Genomic DNA, 14,194 nt, shown 5'->3' on the forward strand with positions numbered 1-14,194 from the left:
GGAACAGGGCGTACACCGCGGGCCAGGATCCGTAGCAGGCGGGAACGTCCCGCCAGGGCGCCCCCACGCGGACCCGCCAGCGGATCCCGTCGATCAACTGCCGTTTGCTGAACGACGACGGCCGCCCTGAGCGTTTCGGCGCCGGTAGCAGCGGTTCCAGCACCGCCCACTGCGCATCGGTGAGGTCGAACCGCCTCGTCACCGCTAAGGTAGCCACCGAGGTCTCCGGTGTTCAGGTTGTTCTTGGTCGATCAACCCTCTTACCGGAGACCTCCTTCGTTGTCGATCTCCTACACGCACACGAGCGTCAGAGCGGCGCGGCCGCCACAGCGGACTTTGATACAGGCCCTAGGTGGGCGCCTGCCCGACGGGCCTGGTTCCGACCGAGGATCGAGGCTCCAGGACCTGTCCAGTGCAAGGCAGGTCAGCGGCGAGGCAGCACGCCCAGGAGGATTGTGGTCAGGGCCAGCTTCAAGGAGTCCTTCAGCTCCAGGTGGAAGCGGGCGAGGTCGGGCTCGGCCTGGTAGGCCGCCTGCAGGCTGGGTGGGGGTGTGCTGTACGCCGATAGCGCGCCGGCCATGACCATGGTTTGCAGGCTGAACAGTGTTGCGTTCTCGCCCAGCTCCGGCAGGTAGTTCTGGATCAGGGCGGACATGGTTGTCAGGCGGTCCAGGGAGGCGCGCTTGTAGCGTGCTACGACCTCGACGGAGACGTTGTGCTCCAGCACGCTGCCCTGGGCGCCGAAGAGGTCGCACAGCACCGCTCGGCTGGAGAGTGAGCGGCTGAGGATCTCTGCCACCGCTTCCGTTCGCACCGCCATGGGGAGATTCTCGTCGATGCCAGCGGCCAACTCGCCCGCCAGTTCCGTCAGCCACTCCTGCAGGAATCGGTCCAGCAGTTCCAGCAGCACCGCCTCGCGAGACTCGAAGTAGCGCAGCACGTTCGGCTTCGCCAGGCCGACCCGGCGGCTGAGCTCGTTGAGGGTGACCGCGGCCACAGGCATCTCGTCGAGCATCGCCGACGCTATGTCGAGGATCCCCCGCCGACGGATCTCCCGCTGCTCTTCGGTTCGCGCCCGTTGGAAAGCCACGGCCACCAGTCTAATTTAAATACCTCCGGTACGTTGACAACGTACCGCGAGTACCTTAGCGTCGTCGGCACAAGATACCTTCGGTACGTTACCTAGGAGCCTCGCATGAGCGAGAAGTGGACGACGGCGAACATTCCGGACCAGCGCGGGCGGGTGGCCGTGGTGACCGGGGCCAACACCGGACTGGGGTTCGAGACCGCCAAGGCGCTGGCCGAGCGCGGGGCGTCCGTGGTGCTCGCCGTACGCAACGTCGAGAAGGGCGAGCAGGCCGCGGCCCGCATGACCGGCGACGTGACCGTGCAGGCGCTGGACCTGACCTCGCTCGACTCCGTCCGGGCCGCCGCGGCGGCGCTGCGGTCCCGGCTCGACCGAATCGACCTGCTGATCAACAACGCCGGCGTGATGTACACCCCGAAGCAGACCACCCGGGACGGCTTCGAGATGCAGTTCGGCACCAACCACCTCGGCCACTTCGCGCTCACCGGGCTGCTGCTCGACCGGATGCTGCCGGTGCCCGGCTCGCGTGTGGTCACGGTCAGCAGCATCGGCCACCGCGTCCGGGCCGCGATCCACTTCGACGACCTGCAGTGGGAGCGGTCGTACAGCCGGGTCGCCGCCTACGGCCAGTCCAAGCTGGCCAACCTGATGTTCACGTACGAGCTGCAGCGCCGGCTCGCCGCGCACGGCTCCACCGTCGCCTTGGCCGCCCACCCCGGCGTGTCCAGCACCGAACTCGCCCGGAACAGCCCCGCAGCCCTCCGGCTTCCGCTCACCTGGCTCGCGCCGCTGATCGCCCAGACGTCGGCGATGGGCGCGTTGCCGACCCTGCGCGCCGCCACCGACCCCGCGGTGCTCGGCGGCCAGTACTACGGTCCCGGCGGACGCTACGAGATCATGGGCCACCCCCGGCTGGTCACCTCCAGCCCGCAGTCGTACGAGGTAGCCGTCCAGCAGCGGCTGTGGGCCGTCTCCGAAGACCTCACCGGGGTGAGGTTCCCCGTCGTTCAGTCCAAGCAGAACTCGTATCCCTCCGGATCGGCCATCACGATGTAGCCCGCGCTGGGAGGAGGCGCCGGCTTGTCGCGGCGCAAGCGGGTGGCGCCGAAACCGACGAGGCGCTTGCACTCCGCTTCGAGGGCGGCCATCCGCTCGTCGCCGTGCAGGCCGGGTGTGGCGTGTACGCCCAGGTGCAGGCGGTTCTTGGCGGTCTTGCCTCCGGGGCCTGCTGAAAGAAGGTCCGAGGACGTACGCCCCCGGGGTTCTCCAGAGACATCCGAGCAAGACCTCTCGACCGAGCTCGGCCGCGAAGTGTTGCCCGAGGAGAACCGCTAGCACCAGCAATACCTTTTAAGGTGCCGAATGGCTACTGCGGCCTCGGCGGCACCGGTGTGAGCTGCCCCGTCGGCCAGAGCCGTTTTCGGCGAGAACCTTCATTACCAACAGCGGGTACGGGCGAGCGTTTCACCACCGGAACCATCCCGAGCTGCCCGATGGTGGGCAGTCGCCTCCGGCGGGGGCCTCGGGCTCCACGATGATCCCGGCCTGTCAACCGCGCTGCGGTACTACAACTCCACGATCAAGCCGGGAGGCAGCCCGCTGTTGACAGGAATCGCAGCGTTTCTCCCCTGCGCGGGAAACATCACAGAGGATGCCGCTGCTCGGCCTGGGCGCGCGTGATCAGATCTTGCACGATCAACGGGTCATGGATGTCGCTCAACTCCACCACCTTGCCAGGCTCGCCGAGCCATTCCATCCGGATGTTCCCGTGGACGACCTGAGGCGGCCCCAGCCGCTGGTACTCGTAGCTCACCGACCGCGGCCCGCCGTTTCGGAAGGTCACAAGTACCCTGCGGTCGGTTGCCGTGTACCGCACTGTCCGGTTCGTACGCCACCCTCGCAGCCACCGCACCGGGCCCATGTTGAGCGCGAGGCCCTCCCAGACAAGCATGAAGACCAGGAGAAACGGACTGAAGTTCGCCAATAGCGCTGGACCCATGACGGCCAGCCCCACCGCCGCCATTCCCGACGGGACCAGCAGGCCAGCGTTGACCGAGGGCCGATGTTTGGTCGGCGAGTCAGTCCACAGAACCTTTTCCCCCGGGTAGAGCGGCAACTGATCGTGCGGCTCGATCACGTTCACTGGATCAGTGTGAGCGTCGCAACGATCCCCGTACAGGCCCTTCCATCCCGGATGTGACCTCCTGTGACGCCCCCACCCTGACGACGCACCAACCCGCCGCACACAAACCGGCGCGCCAACGCCACCCCCGCTGCGTCATTCTTCGTGGTCCTTGGTCGGTCGGCAGCCATCGGGGGCGGGGGAGTAGTGGCACGGGTCATAGACACAGGTGCGGCCCCGCCCGGGTGAGCGGGGCCGCGCGAGCGCTGGACCGCCTATCGCACCTCGCCGAGCAGGAGGGCATGCCACACTCTGCGGGCATCCTCGATCGACCAGATCGATGGTGACCGTCGCGACGCGCATCACCTGGGTCGTCAGCGTGGACTCCACCTTCGCCCGCGCCCATCAGCACGTCGCCGACGCGCGGAAAAGGGCGGTTTTGTTGGTGTTCCGGCTGCGCTGAGAACTGCCGTCCAAAGCCAGGAACGGCTCCAGACGCTGAGCGGCCTGTCCAGTGGGCCTTCTCGCCGGTCACCTGTGTTTCAGAAGACGATCACCCGGCGGCCGTGGACACCACCTGCGGCCATCGCCTCCAGCGTCTTCGGCGCCTCGTCCAGCGAGATCTGGGTGATCTCGGGCAGGATGTTGTGGAACGCGGAAAAGCGCAGCGTGTCGCGCAGGTCGTGCGGGGAGCCCGACGGGTTGGCCATGACGTGCAGCCGGTTGAGGACCATCGGCATGGTCGGCAACGAGAGGTTGTCCCCGTCGTACCCGCACAGCACGAGCGTGCCGTCGGGGGCCAGCCCGCCAAGCGTCGACGCGGCGGCCGCGGTGGTGGGGGCCGCGTTCAGGACGACGTTCGCGCCACCTTCCCAGGCCTTCAGCGCGACCGCCGGATCCTCCTCCCCGCCGGCGATGAACCGCTCGGCGCCCAGTCCCAGCGCCTCCTGCTCCGACCGGCGCGAATGCCCGATGACCGCGACGCGAGCGCCCATGGCGACGGCGTACCGGATGGCGAGTGCCCCGATGCCGCCGGCACCGATGACCGCCACCCTGGAGTCAGGCGTGATCCCGGCCCGGCGCAATCCGTTGTAGGCGGTGATGCCCGCGCACATCAGCGGCGCGGCCGCGATCGGGTCCAGCCCGTCCGGAAGCGGGGTGACATACCCGGCCTTGAAGATGCCGTACTCGGCGTACCCGCCATCGGTCATGATGCCGGTGATCCGCTTGGACGGGCACAGAATCTGCTCGCCCCGTACGCAGTAGTCGCAGTGCCCGCACGAGTCGTACAGGAACTGCGCCCCGACATGGGTGCCCACCGCCGGGAAGGTGACGCCCTCCCCGACAGACTCCACCACACCGGTGACCTCATGCCCAGGCACCACCGGGAACCGGGCGAACGGGTAGTGCCCCCGGACCAGGTTCAGGTCGGTGAAACACACCCCACACGCGATGAGCCGGACCAGTACCTCACCCGGCCCTGGCGTGGGCACATCCCGTTCCTCGATCGACAGAGGCTCGTTCACCCCGGTCGCGACAGCTGCACGCATCGCTACTCCTCTTTTCTGTCAGTTCTATTTGTGAACGGTGAGCAGGTCATCGAGGCCGATGCGGGCGTAGAACTCGCGACGGACGCGGTCGGCCACATTCGAGACCTCTTCGGATCCGTCGTTCGCCGGGTCGATGTGAACCCGGTACGGCCGCTGCCCGGCCGGCAGGGCGACGATCCGGGCGATCTCATCGGAGACCAGCGAGACGTCGGCGTCCGCGGGGAACAAGGCGGCGAGTTTCTGCGAGACCTGATCCATCAAACCCGTGTACCTGGCCTCGTACTCCGTCTCGACGTCGGTGTCGGCGGGGCGGCCCGAATGGGCGAAGTGGTTGGTTCCGCTGGTGAACGACCCCGGCACCACGATCGAGGTCTCCACGCCCCACCGCGCCAGCTCGGCGGAGTAGCTCACCGCGAGCGAGTCCATGCCGGCCTTCGCGGCGAAGTACGGCGCCAGGTACGGCGGGGTGCCGCCCTTGACGCTGGAGCTGGACACCCAGATCACCAGGCCCTGCCCACGGTGCCGCATGCCCGGCAGCACCGCACGGTTCACCCGTTGGGTCGACAGGACGTTCACGTCGTACAGCTCGGCGAGCTGCTCAGGGGTGAACGCCTCGACCGGGCCGACCACCATGTGGCCGGCGTTGTGGATCAGAACGTCGATCCGGCCGGAGTCGGCCTCGATCTGTGCGATCGCCGCGTCGACGGACTCCTGTGAGCTCACGTCCAGCTCGATCGAGCGCAGGTCCACGCCGTACTCCTTGGCATAGTCGGCGGCAGCCTGGACCTGCGGCGCGTTGCGGCCGGTGGTGGCACGCATCCCGGCGTAGACGATGTTGCCGGCATCGGCCAGAGCGCGCGCGGACAGCGCGCCGAAACCGCTGGACGCCCCAGTGATGACGATGACGTTGGTCATATCGATTCCTCTTCTGTCGGTCGTGCGACGTGCGCAGGACGAACATTCCGGCTCGGCTCGCCCGGCGAACGCGCCGAAGCCGGCGATGATGGTGGAGAGAGGTCCCTACACTGATCGGGATCTCGGCGACGTCCGCGCCGCGCCCTGTCCGTGCCCGCCGAGACCGCGCCGCGACGGCGCTGCGACCTCACGTGACGTGCGCTATCGCAGTCGGTATCTCAACGGATCGGGGCAGGGCACTCCATTGAAGCCCGCCCAGATTGCCAGATGTGGACCGTCCGTTATGTCCGAAAATTGCGCAATGTCCGCCCGGGGTTGCGCAGACCGTGCGCCGGCCCTGGTGCCGGCTCAGTGATCATCCCGCTCGGAACTGGCGGCGGAACTCCGTGGGGGACAGACCGAAGCGCCGGCGGAAGGCGGCGGTGAACTGCGCGGGGCTGCGGTACCCACAGGCCACAGCGATGTGCAGCACCGGCTGAACGGTGTCGCGGAGCAGATCGGCGGCCCGGCTCATGCGCAGGTCCACCAGGTAGCGGTGCGGGGTGGTACCGGTCATCTTGGAGAACGTGCGCAGGAAGTGGTACTTACTGATGTTCGCCTGGGCGGCGAGATCGTCGAGACTCACGTCCTCGTGCAGGTGCTCGTGCATGTACGCCGTGACGCGCCGCAACGCGGACTCGCCGAACGCGGCAGGCCGCACCTTGGTCGCGATCTCCGACTCCAGGCCGTACAGCAGGTGCGTGGCGAGCACCTGCGCGATCGAGTCGGCGTACAGGGCCGGCGCGCGACTCCGCAGCGCCCGCCCGACCGCTCGCCCCGCCGACACGACGAAGGGATCGTCGAGCAGCAGAGCGTCCGGCAGCCTCCGCTGCCATGGATCCTTGTCGCCGAGCGCCTCAGAGATCTGCTTGAGCAGGTCCGCGCTGAGATGCATGTGCAGCGACTCCAGCCGCTGCACCGACGTGCTCTGCCAGCGCAACACGCTCACGTTGTCCGGCGATGTCACCCCCACTGAGCCGGGATGGTAGTTCGCCTGTCGCCAGCGGCGGCCCTTGCGGCTCTCGATGGCGTATGTGCCGCTGGTCACCAGCACGATCAGTAGGTCACTCGACTGCGCGGTGGAGAACTGCTCCACCCGCGGCGGATCGACGTACGTGCGGGCGAGCATCGTCTGCCAGCCCAGGTCCCCGCTGCACAGAACCCGCTCCCCCGGAAGCGAGAACTCAGCCAGCATGCTGCGCGCGAAGACGTCCTCCGGCTGCCGGCCCCCCCTTGATTCAAGATCAGTTCCCCTGAGTGTCATCGCTGACCAAATTACGACATAGGACGAAACACCAGGTCATCCGGGGTAAACGTCTTGTCACGGCAGAGGGGTAACCGGGTGAGACCTCCCGGTCGGCGTTGACGCCTACTCGCATGTCTCGTTCAACCATCGGGCACTGATCCGGCAGGCAACGCTCCGGCTCCATCGTCGCCGCCTTCCCCCACGGCTACAACCCCCACCGACGACTGGCCGACTCACAAACGCTGGTACGCCGCTCTGCGCACCGACGGAGGCCGGGGATGATCACTCTAGAGAGTGAAGGCAGAGGGCTGACAAATCCTGATAATGGGCGGATGTTCGCAGCGGGCCGGATCGGTAGGGCGGTTGACGGGGCGCTTGCGGTGGGCGTGGTCCTGGCCACGGTTGGGCCGCTTCTACTGCCCGATCCCAAACCGTGGTGGATCATCGGGCTGGGGCTGTCGGCGTCGGTGCCGGTGTGGTGGCGTAGGCGGGCACCGATGGTGGTCGCGGTGGTGGTTGGGGCGGCGATGTCGGTGATGGTGACGTGGGAGAAGCCCTTTTTGCCCTTTGGGCCGCTGCTGGCCGTCTACACGATCGCCGACCTGAGCCACACGTGGAAGAGGCTGGCGGCGATTCCGTTGATCGTCGCGACTGTGGGTGTCTCGCTGGTGCTGCCGGGAGAGAACGACGAGACCTTCCGGCTGATGGGGACTGCCTTCGTGGCCGCCTACGCGCTGGGCACCAGTGCCAGGGCGAGTCGTTCGCGAACCGCCGAACTGGCCGAGCGGGCGCGGCGGCGGGAGCAGGAGCACATCGCGGCGGCGGCCGAGGAGCGCACCCGGATCGCGCGTGACATGCACGACATCGTCACCCATTCCGTTGGGCTGATGGTGGTTCAGGCCGAGGCCGGGCCGGTGGTGGTGCGCAGCGACCCGGACAGGGCCGAGGCGGTTTTCGATGCGATCGCCGACACGGGAAGGGGTGCGCTGGCCGAGCTTCGGGGGGTGCTCGCCGCGCTGCGGTCCCCGGGCGAAGGTGGCGGACCGGCGTGGCGCCAGGCCGGCGAGCGCCTGCGCGGGTCGCTGTTTCAGCCCCATCTGGCCAACCTCCCTGCGCTGGTCGAGCACAGCGGCCTCGACGTGGTGAGCACGACCGTCGGTACCCCGCGCCCGGTCTCCGAAAGCGCTGAGGCCGCCGTCTACCGCATCGTTCAGGAGGCGCTGACCAACGTGCGCAAGCACGCCGGTACGCGTGCCGTACGCCTCACTCTTACCTGGCGGGAGAGCCTGACGGTGGAGATCGCCGACGACGGGCGGGGGCCTGGTGAGGGCGGCGGTTACGGGCTGGCTGGGATGCGGGAACGGGCGGCGGCATGTGGCGGAACGCTCAGGGCCGAGGCGGGGGAAAACGGGGGATTCTTGGTGAAAGCTGAATTTCCGCTTGAATAGCCCGCATGTTACGGGTGCTCATCGCCGACGACCAGGACCTGTTCCGCGCGGGGTTCGGGCTGATCCTGGGCGCGCAGCCGGACATGGAGGTGGTCGGCGAGGCCGCCGACGGCGAGGAGGCGATAGCGGAGGCCAGACGGCTCCAGCCGGACGTGGTCCTGATGGACGTGCGCATGCCGGGCAAGAACGGCATCGAGGCGACCAGGGAGATCTGCGCCACCACCGCCGCCAAGGTGCTGGTGCTGACCATGTTCGACCTCGACGAGTACGTCTACGACGCGGTCCGGGCGGGAGCGAGCGGTTTCCTGCTGAAGGACATCCGGCGCGACGAGCTCGCCCACGCCGTGCGCACCGTCGCCTCGGGCGAAGCCCTGCTTGCCCCGGCGGCGACCAGGAGACTGCTCGAGGACCTGGTGCGCAGGCCCGCCCACGGCGTCGCCCCCCGGCTGGCGGCCAGGCTGGACGCACTGACCGAACGCGAGCGCGAGACGCTGAAGCTGGTCGCGGGCGGCCTGTCGAACGCGGAGATCGCCGCCTCGCTCACGGTCACCGAGCACACGGTCAAGACGCACGTCAGCCGCATGCTCACCAAGCTGGACCTGCGGGACCGGGTCCAGGCCGTGGTGCTGGCCTATGAGTCCGGGCTGGTGGTCGCCGGTGAGAGTGACAACGGAGATCGCACTCGAGACTGACGCGCCGGCAGGGTGAGGAAAGCACGATCGTCGGCATGGAACGCATCCTCCTCACCCTCGCCTCCGCCGTCCTGATGTGCTTCGGCACCGGTCTCCACCCCGTCTGGTGGCTCACCTGGCTCGCGCCGCTGCCCGTCCTGTTCCTGGCTCGCCGGGCGGGCAGGGGTACGGCTTTCGTCGCCGGGACGCTCGTCTGGCTCGCCGGCCAGGTGCAGATGTGGCCGTACTTCACCCGGACCCTCGAGATGCCGACCGCGCTGGCCGCCGCCCTCATCGCCGGCCCCGCGCTCTGCTACGGCCTGGGCGTGCTGCTCTTCCGCACCCTGCTCATGCGCGGCAGGCCGCTCCTGGCGGCGGCAGCCGTACCGGCCGTCTGGGTCACCACCGAGTACGTCATGAACCTCGCCGGACCGCACGGGGCCTGGTGGAGTCTGGCGTACACGCAGGCCGACTTCCTGCCCGTGCTGCAGACCGCCTCTGTCACCGGGGTCTGGGGCATCACCTTCCTCCTGCTGTTCGTGCCTGCCTCGATCGCGGTCCTGCGGCCACGGGCGGCGGTGGTCTCGGGCGTGCTGGTGGCGCTCACGCTCGGCCATGGGTTCGTACGGCTCTCGACGCCCGCCGACACCGGAGGACGGAAGGTCGCGCTGGTCGCGACGGACAACTCCGAGGATCTCGTCCGCCGGTACGGCGAAGCCATCGACACCGCGGTGGCCCGCGGTGCGGAGATCGTGGTGCTGCCCGAGAAGGTTTTCACGACCGCCGACCTGCCGTTCACCCGCCCGGGCGTGGAGGTGGTCGCGGGGATCGCCATGGAGACCAACAGCGCGGTGAGCTACCCCTCCGGCGTGCGCTACGACAAGCACCACATGATCCCCGGGGTGGAGCGCAGCTTCCGGCCCGGCACCGGCTTGGCCTTCCTCGACGGCAATCGGCTCGGCCTCATCATCTGCAAGGACCTCGACTTCCCCGGCCTGGTCAGGGAGTACGGCAAGGCCGGCGTCGCCGCCCTGCTCGCGCCCTCCTGGGACTTCGACGAGGACGCGTGGCTGCACAGCCGCATGGCGGTGGTGCGCGGCGTGGAGAACGGCCTGGCAGTGGCCCGTGCCGCACGCCAGGGATGGCTGACGGTCAGCGACAACCGCGGCCGGATCGTGACCGAGCGCTACAGCGACAGAACGGGCATGACCACGGTCACGGCCACCCTGCCTCGGGAGGGCTCGGCCACCCCCTACACCGCCCTGGGCGACTGGGCCGCGTGGGCCTCGTCCGGGTTGCTGCTGCTCGCGCTCGGCGGGCTGGCCCGTACGAAACCTTCCAGCTCGGTGAGCGAGGGCCCGACCGGCGGGACCATGATGAGCTCGACATTGAGCTCGGTGTAGGCGGCGGCGACCTCCGACGCGGCGCCGGGCGGGGCTGACGGAGACGTGCAGCCGCCGCTCGGTGTCGTGTCCGCGCCGACCGACCGCTTTTGACGGCAAAGCCCGACGGAGGAGGGCTGCGGCAACCGATCGGGCTGTCAAGGCATTACCCATGACGCCTTCACCCGGCCGAGGATCAGTTCCAGTCGTCCTCAGCGCGTCGGCGGGGCTGGCCGGGACCGGCCGGAGAGCCGCAGCCCGGCCGGCTGGCCGACCGGCGCGGGACGCGGGCCACGCGTGTCGTTGCCCTACTCGAGTTCGCCGTCGAGTCGCAGGGCGTCGGCGTTTCGGGTGCACCAGTCGGCAAAGGTGCGAGGGCGGCGGCCGAGCAGGCGTTGCACGGTGTCGGTGCGCACTCCGGTCGTGTCCGCCCGCATGATCGCGGCGGCTTCGAGGATCGCGTCGGCAAGGGGCCTGGGCGCGCCGTTGGGATAGCGGGAGCGGACGATCTCTTCGGGGGAGGCTGCCGCACGGACCTCGATGTCGCGGCCGATGGTGTCGGCGATGATCGCGACCTGTTCGGCGACGGTGAGCGCCTCATCGCCGGTGAGGGTATAGGTCTGGCCGCCATGGCCGTCCTCGGTCAGTACGAGGCCGGCGACGGCGGCGATGTCGGCCGGATCGATCGGCGCGGAGCGGCCCGGTCCGATCGCGTCGAGGACGAATCCCTCATTCTTAATGGACGGTACCCATTCCAGGGCGTTGGTCGTGAAGCCGCCGGGACGCAGAATCGTGGCCGGTATGCCAGACATGCGCAGGAGGTGCTCGCGTTGGTGGTGCCAGCGGCCCATGGCGGGTACCGGATCGCCGGAAACCCAGATGGACGACAGCAGCACGATGTGGCGCACTCCCGCGGCGCGGGCGGCGGTGATGGCGTTGGCGGCCTGATCGGTGCCGATGCCCGGGGTGAGCAGGAACAGCCGGTCAATACCGTCGAAGGCGGCGGCGAGTGTCGCGGGATCGTCGAGGTCGCCGACCACGCGCTCCGCGCTTGCGGGGAGGCCGGCCGCGCGGGCCGGGTCGCGGACGAGGATGCGGAACTTCGCGTTTCTCGCATCGAGCTCGCCGGTCAGCTCGCGGCCGATTCTCCCGGTGGCTCCGGTCACCAGTATCATCGAGGCTCCTAGTCGTTTGCCGTCTAACGATCGAGCCGAAACGTTAGCCGGTTAATGATTAGCCGTCAATCGACCTGTTGTCCGGAGGTGGCGGTGCCCGAGTTCCTCGACCTGCACAGCAAGACGACGAAGGTGCTGCGTGCGCTGGTCGAGACCGCCATGCGCCGTCATGGACTGCACCAGGGGCAGGATCATCTGCTGGCGGCACTGTGGGAGCGCGACGGCAGCACGCCCGGCGAAATCGCCGCCGCGCTGCATGTCACCACGCCCACGGTCGTCAAAATGGCCACCCGGATGAGCGCCGTCGGCCTGCTCACCCGCAGCCGCGACGAACGCGACAGCAGGCTCGTCAGACTCTGGCTGACCGATGCGGGCCGGGCGCTCCGGGAGCCGGTCGAGGCGGAACGCCGCAGCCTGGAAGAGAAGATCACCGCAGGTCTGACCGAGGACGAGCGCCACCATCTGATGAGCGCGCTCACCAAGATCTACAAGTCGGGCAGCGGCCTGCTGTGACCATGGCCGCCGCCTTTGCCGCGTCAGGTGGTCTCGATGGGATCGACGGCCTGTCCGCCGTTCTCCTCGTGCGAGTCCTTGTGTTGTGAGGCCGGCGCCACGATCTGTTCGACGTCCTTGTCGCGAGTCACCCAGAGATAGACCAGCGCGCCGATGAACAGCACGATCGAGGTCCACTGGTTGATCCGCAGCCCCAGGAGCGTCACCGCATGGTCCACTCCGCCCACCGGGTCGACCCGCAGCCCCTCGATCCAGAACCGCCCGAACGTGTAGCCGGCGACGTACAGGGCGAACAGGCGGCCGTGGCGCAGCGTGAACCGCCTGCCGGCCAGGATCAGCGCGAAACCGAGTGCCGCGTCCCACAGCGACTCGTACAGGAACGTCGGGTGGTAGAGCACGCCTGGCGCGCCGCCGTGCGCCTGGTCGATCTCCAGGCCCCACGGCAAGGTGGTCGGACCGCCGTACAGCTCCTGGTTGAACCAGTTGCCCCAGCGGGCGATCGCCTGCCCGAACGCGATGGCGGGCGCGACCGTGTCGGCCACGGCGCCCAGCGACAGTCCCCGGCGACGGCAGGCCAGCCAGACGCCCACGCCTCCCAGGGCGACCGCGCCCCAGATGCTGAGCCCGCCCTCCCATATGAACAGCGCCTGGTAGGGCTCCTTGATCGCGCGCGGGCCGAAGTAGGTCTGCCAGTCGGTGATGACGTGGTACAGACGAGCGCCGATCAGGCCGAAGATCACGCCGGGGACCGCGATGTCGCTGATCGTGCCCTTCTCCCCGCCATGGGCGCGCCAGCGGCGATCGCTCAGCCAGGTCGCGAAGACGATCGCGACGAGGAAGCACAGTGCGTAGGCCCGGATCGGGATGAATCCGAGATGCCAGACCCCTTGGGAGGGGCTGGGAATCGAGGCGAAGGGCATGCCGGTGAGGCTAGTCAACGGGAGGCCGCTTGGCCGCCCACGCGACCGGATCGCAAACACTTACGGGCGTAGACGAACCCGTACGGCATTCGACGACGGCCGGTACCCGTGATGCGGCTTCGGCTGCTCGGGGCCTGTTTCAGGTCCGGTGATCTTTCTCCACGCGCGGCGTCGTCGGCGGCGACGGACGCCGCCGCGACACCCCGGCACGCCGACCAGCCCGGACGGCTCGCTCGATCAGTAGGCGCACTGCACCACGACGTCGTCGAGGTCGACCTCCGCGGCGTGCCAGTACGGGTTCCGCTGCACGACGGCGAACCGCAGGACGACGTCGGAGCGTTGCGCGGTCCAGCTCACCGTCTGGAGCTCCCAGCCGTGGACCCAGTCCTGGGTGATCGACTTCAGCGCGATGTACGTCCACGTGTCGGGATCGATCACCTCAAGGTTGAACTGGGCCATCTCCCCCCACAGGTCCGTCCAGACGCCGGCGGTGCATCGTGCGCCCGGGTGAATGCTCACCGGCGTGAGGTTGATGGTCCGCCCGAGCGCGCACCAGTCGCCCTTCGTGAAGGCCGACATGGCGGCCATGCCGCTCCCCGTACGGGGCGTGTTCGACGCGCTGCCGAACACCGGCCCGCTGCACCCCCCGTTCGCGGTGAACGTCCATCTGGACGCGGGATTCGTCGACGGCTCGAACCCGTCGGTGAGCTGCCAGATCCCCGCGGACGCGGGCCCCGCCGGCACGAGAACCGCTGTCACGGCGATGACCGTCGCCATCAACGCGCGCGACAATCCTGAGCGCATGTGTGAACTCCCACGTCTCAACCGAAACCAATGAATATGGTCCACGTCGAGAGGGCGCCACTCGCGACGACACCGTCATTGTGGCGGCTGCCACGGAAGTGTCAAGAAAGTATGGATTTCAAATTCGCCCGGCGGACAGCCACCCGTCTGTGGCGTTTGCCCGGGAGCGCGGCTCCAGCGTATCCGACGAGTCCTAGCAGCTCGGAGGCGCATTCTTCTGGACGTCTCAAAAATATTCTCTTGCTGTTGAAGAATCCAGAGGCCGGCTACCTGCTGGGCGGGGAGCTGACTGGCTTCCGCAAGCTCGTGGTCGGATGTCCAC

At 68.5% G+C, this 14,194-nt stretch carries 16 protein-coding genes and 1 pseudogene; 7 read left to right on the top strand and 10 right to left on the bottom strand.

The window, feature by feature from the left end:
* Positions 1 to 217: transposase (locus MPTA5024_RS39795; RefSeq protein ID WP_157099606.1), on the bottom strand; the 217-nt coding region annotated here is incomplete at its 3' end.
* Positions 218 to 424: 207 nt separating this feature from the next.
* Positions 425 to 1,096 carry a TetR/AcrR family transcriptional regulator gene (locus MPTA5024_RS18915; RefSeq protein ID WP_232326526.1) on the bottom strand — a complete coding sequence of 224 codons (672 nt, stop codon included), beginning with the start codon at positions 1,094 to 1,096 and terminating at the stop codon, positions 425 to 427.
* A 99-nt stretch (positions 1,097 to 1,195) separates the two neighbouring features.
* On the opposite strand from MPTA5024_RS18915, the gene MPTA5024_RS18920 reads away from it, so the two are divergent.
* A complete protein-coding gene (locus MPTA5024_RS18920) occupies positions 1,196 to 2,143 on the top strand; it encodes an SDR family NAD(P)-dependent oxidoreductase (protein WP_036325336.1) in 948 nt (315 codons plus the stop codon).
* Here MPTA5024_RS18920 and MPTA5024_RS39800 read toward each other — a convergent pair.
* Positions 2,095 to 2,283 (bottom strand): VOC family protein, encoded by a 189-nt coding sequence (locus MPTA5024_RS39800; RefSeq protein ID WP_332310627.1) that lies wholly within the window; start codon positions 2,281 to 2,283, stop codon positions 2,095 to 2,097. The genes MPTA5024_RS18920 and MPTA5024_RS39800 overlap by 49 nt on opposite strands.
* Positions 2,284 to 2,729: 446 nt before the next feature.
* Positions 2,730 to 3,230, bottom strand: a complete 501-nt coding sequence (locus tag MPTA5024_RS18925) for a hypothetical protein (RefSeq protein ID WP_036325337.1) — start codon at positions 3,228 to 3,230, stop codon at positions 2,730 to 2,732.
* Between the two features lie 319 nt (positions 3,231 to 3,549).
* Between MPTA5024_RS18925 and MPTA5024_RS44310 the strand changes: the two genes are divergently transcribed.
* Positions 3,550 to 3,672, top strand: coding sequence for a hypothetical protein (locus MPTA5024_RS44310; RefSeq protein WP_269750604.1), 123 nt, complete (start codon positions 3,550 to 3,552; stop codon positions 3,670 to 3,672).
* A 79-nt stretch (positions 3,673 to 3,751) separates the two neighbouring features.
* On the opposite strand, the gene MPTA5024_RS18930 is transcribed toward MPTA5024_RS44310, so the two are convergent.
* The 3 genes from MPTA5024_RS18930 to MPTA5024_RS18940 all read right to left on the bottom strand — a co-directional run bounded on the left by MPTA5024_RS18930 (position 3,752) and on the right by MPTA5024_RS18940 (position 6,908).
* A complete protein-coding gene (locus MPTA5024_RS18930; protein ID WP_036325338.1) occupies positions 3,752 to 4,759 on the bottom strand; it encodes an alcohol dehydrogenase catalytic domain-containing protein in 1,008 nt (335 codons plus the stop codon).
* Between the two features lie 24 nt (positions 4,760 to 4,783).
* Positions 4,784 to 5,674, bottom strand: coding sequence for an SDR family oxidoreductase (locus MPTA5024_RS18935; protein ID WP_036325339.1), 891 nt, complete (start codon positions 5,672 to 5,674; stop codon positions 4,784 to 4,786).
* Positions 5,675 to 6,029: 355 nt separating this feature from the next.
* Positions 6,030 to 6,908, bottom strand: a complete 879-nt coding sequence (locus MPTA5024_RS18940; RefSeq protein WP_036325340.1) for a helix-turn-helix domain-containing protein — start codon at positions 6,906 to 6,908, stop codon at positions 6,030 to 6,032.
* Positions 6,909 to 7,291: 383 nt separating this feature from the next.
* On the opposite strand from MPTA5024_RS18940, the gene MPTA5024_RS18945 reads away from it, so the two are divergent.
* From MPTA5024_RS18945 to MPTA5024_RS18955, 3 genes are read left to right on the top strand one after another with little or no spacing between them, the layout of a single operon-like run.
* Complete coding sequence (locus tag MPTA5024_RS18945) at positions 7,292 to 8,407, top strand: sensor histidine kinase (RefSeq protein WP_036325341.1); 1,116 nt, start codon at positions 7,292 to 7,294, stop codon at positions 8,405 to 8,407.
* 5 nt (positions 8,408 to 8,412) lie between these two features.
* On the top strand, positions 8,413 to 9,099 hold the full coding sequence (locus tag MPTA5024_RS18950; RefSeq protein ID WP_036325342.1) for a response regulator: 687 nt from the start codon (positions 8,413 to 8,415) through the stop codon (positions 9,097 to 9,099).
* 35 nt (positions 9,100 to 9,134) lie between these two features.
* Entirely contained in the window at positions 9,135 to 10,481 is a 1,347-nt protein-coding gene (locus tag MPTA5024_RS18955) for a nitrilase-related carbon-nitrogen hydrolase (protein WP_051458337.1), read from the top strand.
* A gap of 287 nt (positions 10,482 to 10,768) precedes the next feature.
* Here the strand turns inward: MPTA5024_RS18955 and MPTA5024_RS18960 are convergent, their stop codons facing one another.
* A complete protein-coding gene (locus MPTA5024_RS18960) occupies positions 10,769 to 11,635 on the bottom strand; it encodes an NAD(P)H-binding protein (RefSeq protein WP_036325343.1) in 867 nt (288 codons plus the stop codon).
* 93 nt (positions 11,636 to 11,728) lie between these two features.
* On the opposite strand from MPTA5024_RS18960, the gene MPTA5024_RS18965 reads away from it, so the two are divergent.
* On the top strand, positions 11,729 to 12,148 hold the full coding sequence (locus MPTA5024_RS18965; RefSeq protein ID WP_036326769.1) for a MarR family winged helix-turn-helix transcriptional regulator: 420 nt from the start codon (positions 11,729 to 11,731) through the stop codon (positions 12,146 to 12,148).
* A 23-nt stretch (positions 12,149 to 12,171) separates the two neighbouring features.
* Here MPTA5024_RS18965 and lgt read toward each other — a convergent pair whose 3' ends face one another.
* Both lgt and MPTA5024_RS18975 read right to left on the bottom strand, forming a co-directional pair.
* Positions 12,172 to 13,068, bottom strand: coding sequence for a prolipoprotein diacylglyceryl transferase (gene lgt, locus MPTA5024_RS18970; RefSeq protein ID WP_036325344.1), 897 nt, complete (start codon positions 13,066 to 13,068; stop codon positions 12,172 to 12,174).
* A gap of 237 nt (positions 13,069 to 13,305) precedes the next feature.
* Entirely contained in the window at positions 13,306 to 13,827 is a 522-nt protein-coding gene (locus MPTA5024_RS18975; RefSeq protein ID WP_157099546.1) for a hypothetical protein, read from the bottom strand.
* A gap of 156 nt (positions 13,828 to 13,983) precedes the next feature.
* On the opposite strand from MPTA5024_RS18975, the pseudogene MPTA5024_RS43625 reads away from it, so the two are divergent.
* Positions 13,984 to 14,194: pseudogene (locus MPTA5024_RS43625) on the top strand (hypothetical protein); the annotation flags it as partial.

It is taken from the genome of Microbispora sp. ATCC PTA-5024, assembly GCF_000511135.2.
Classification (GTDB): Bacteria; Actinomycetota; Actinomycetes; order Streptosporangiales; family Streptosporangiaceae; genus Microbispora; species Microbispora corallina.

What these genes read in the sequence shown, in the direction of transcription:
- MPTA5024_RS18950 (WP_036325342.1), top strand. Translation starts at nt 8,413, where the DNA reads ATGTTACGGGTGCTCATCGCCGACGACCAGGACCTGTTCCGCGCGGGG.
- MPTA5024_RS18945 (WP_036325341.1), top strand. Translation starts at nt 7,292, where the DNA reads ATGTTCGCAGCGGGCCGGATCGGTAGGGCGGTTGACGGGGCGCTTGCG.
- MPTA5024_RS18960 (WP_036325343.1), bottom strand. Translation starts at nt 11,635, where the DNA reads ATGATACTGGTGACCGGAGCCACCGGGAGAATCGGCCGCGAGCTGACC.
- MPTA5024_RS18940 (WP_036325340.1), bottom strand. Translation starts at nt 6,908, where the DNA reads ATGCTGGCTGAGTTCTCGCTTCCGGGGGAGCGGGTTCTGTGCAGCGGG.
- MPTA5024_RS44310 (WP_269750604.1), top strand. Translation starts at nt 3,550, where the DNA reads ATGGTGACCGTCGCGACGCGCATCACCTGGGTCGTCAGCGTGGACTCC.
- MPTA5024_RS18955 (WP_051458337.1), top strand. Translation starts at nt 9,135, where the DNA reads ATGGAACGCATCCTCCTCACCCTCGCCTCCGCCGTCCTGATGTGCTTC.
- MPTA5024_RS18930 (WP_036325338.1), bottom strand. Translation starts at nt 4,759, where the DNA reads ATGCGTGCAGCTGTCGCGACCGGGGTGAACGAGCCTCTGTCGATCGAG.
- MPTA5024_RS18935 (WP_036325339.1), bottom strand. Translation starts at nt 5,674, where the DNA reads ATGACCAACGTCATCGTCATCACTGGGGCGTCCAGCGGTTTCGGCGCG.
- MPTA5024_RS18920 (WP_036325336.1), top strand. Translation starts at nt 1,196, where the DNA reads ATGAGCGAGAAGTGGACGACGGCGAACATTCCGGACCAGCGCGGGCGG.
- lgt (WP_036325344.1), bottom strand. Translation starts at nt 13,068, where the DNA reads ATGCCCTTCGCCTCGATTCCCAGCCCCTCCCAAGGGGTCTGGCATCTC.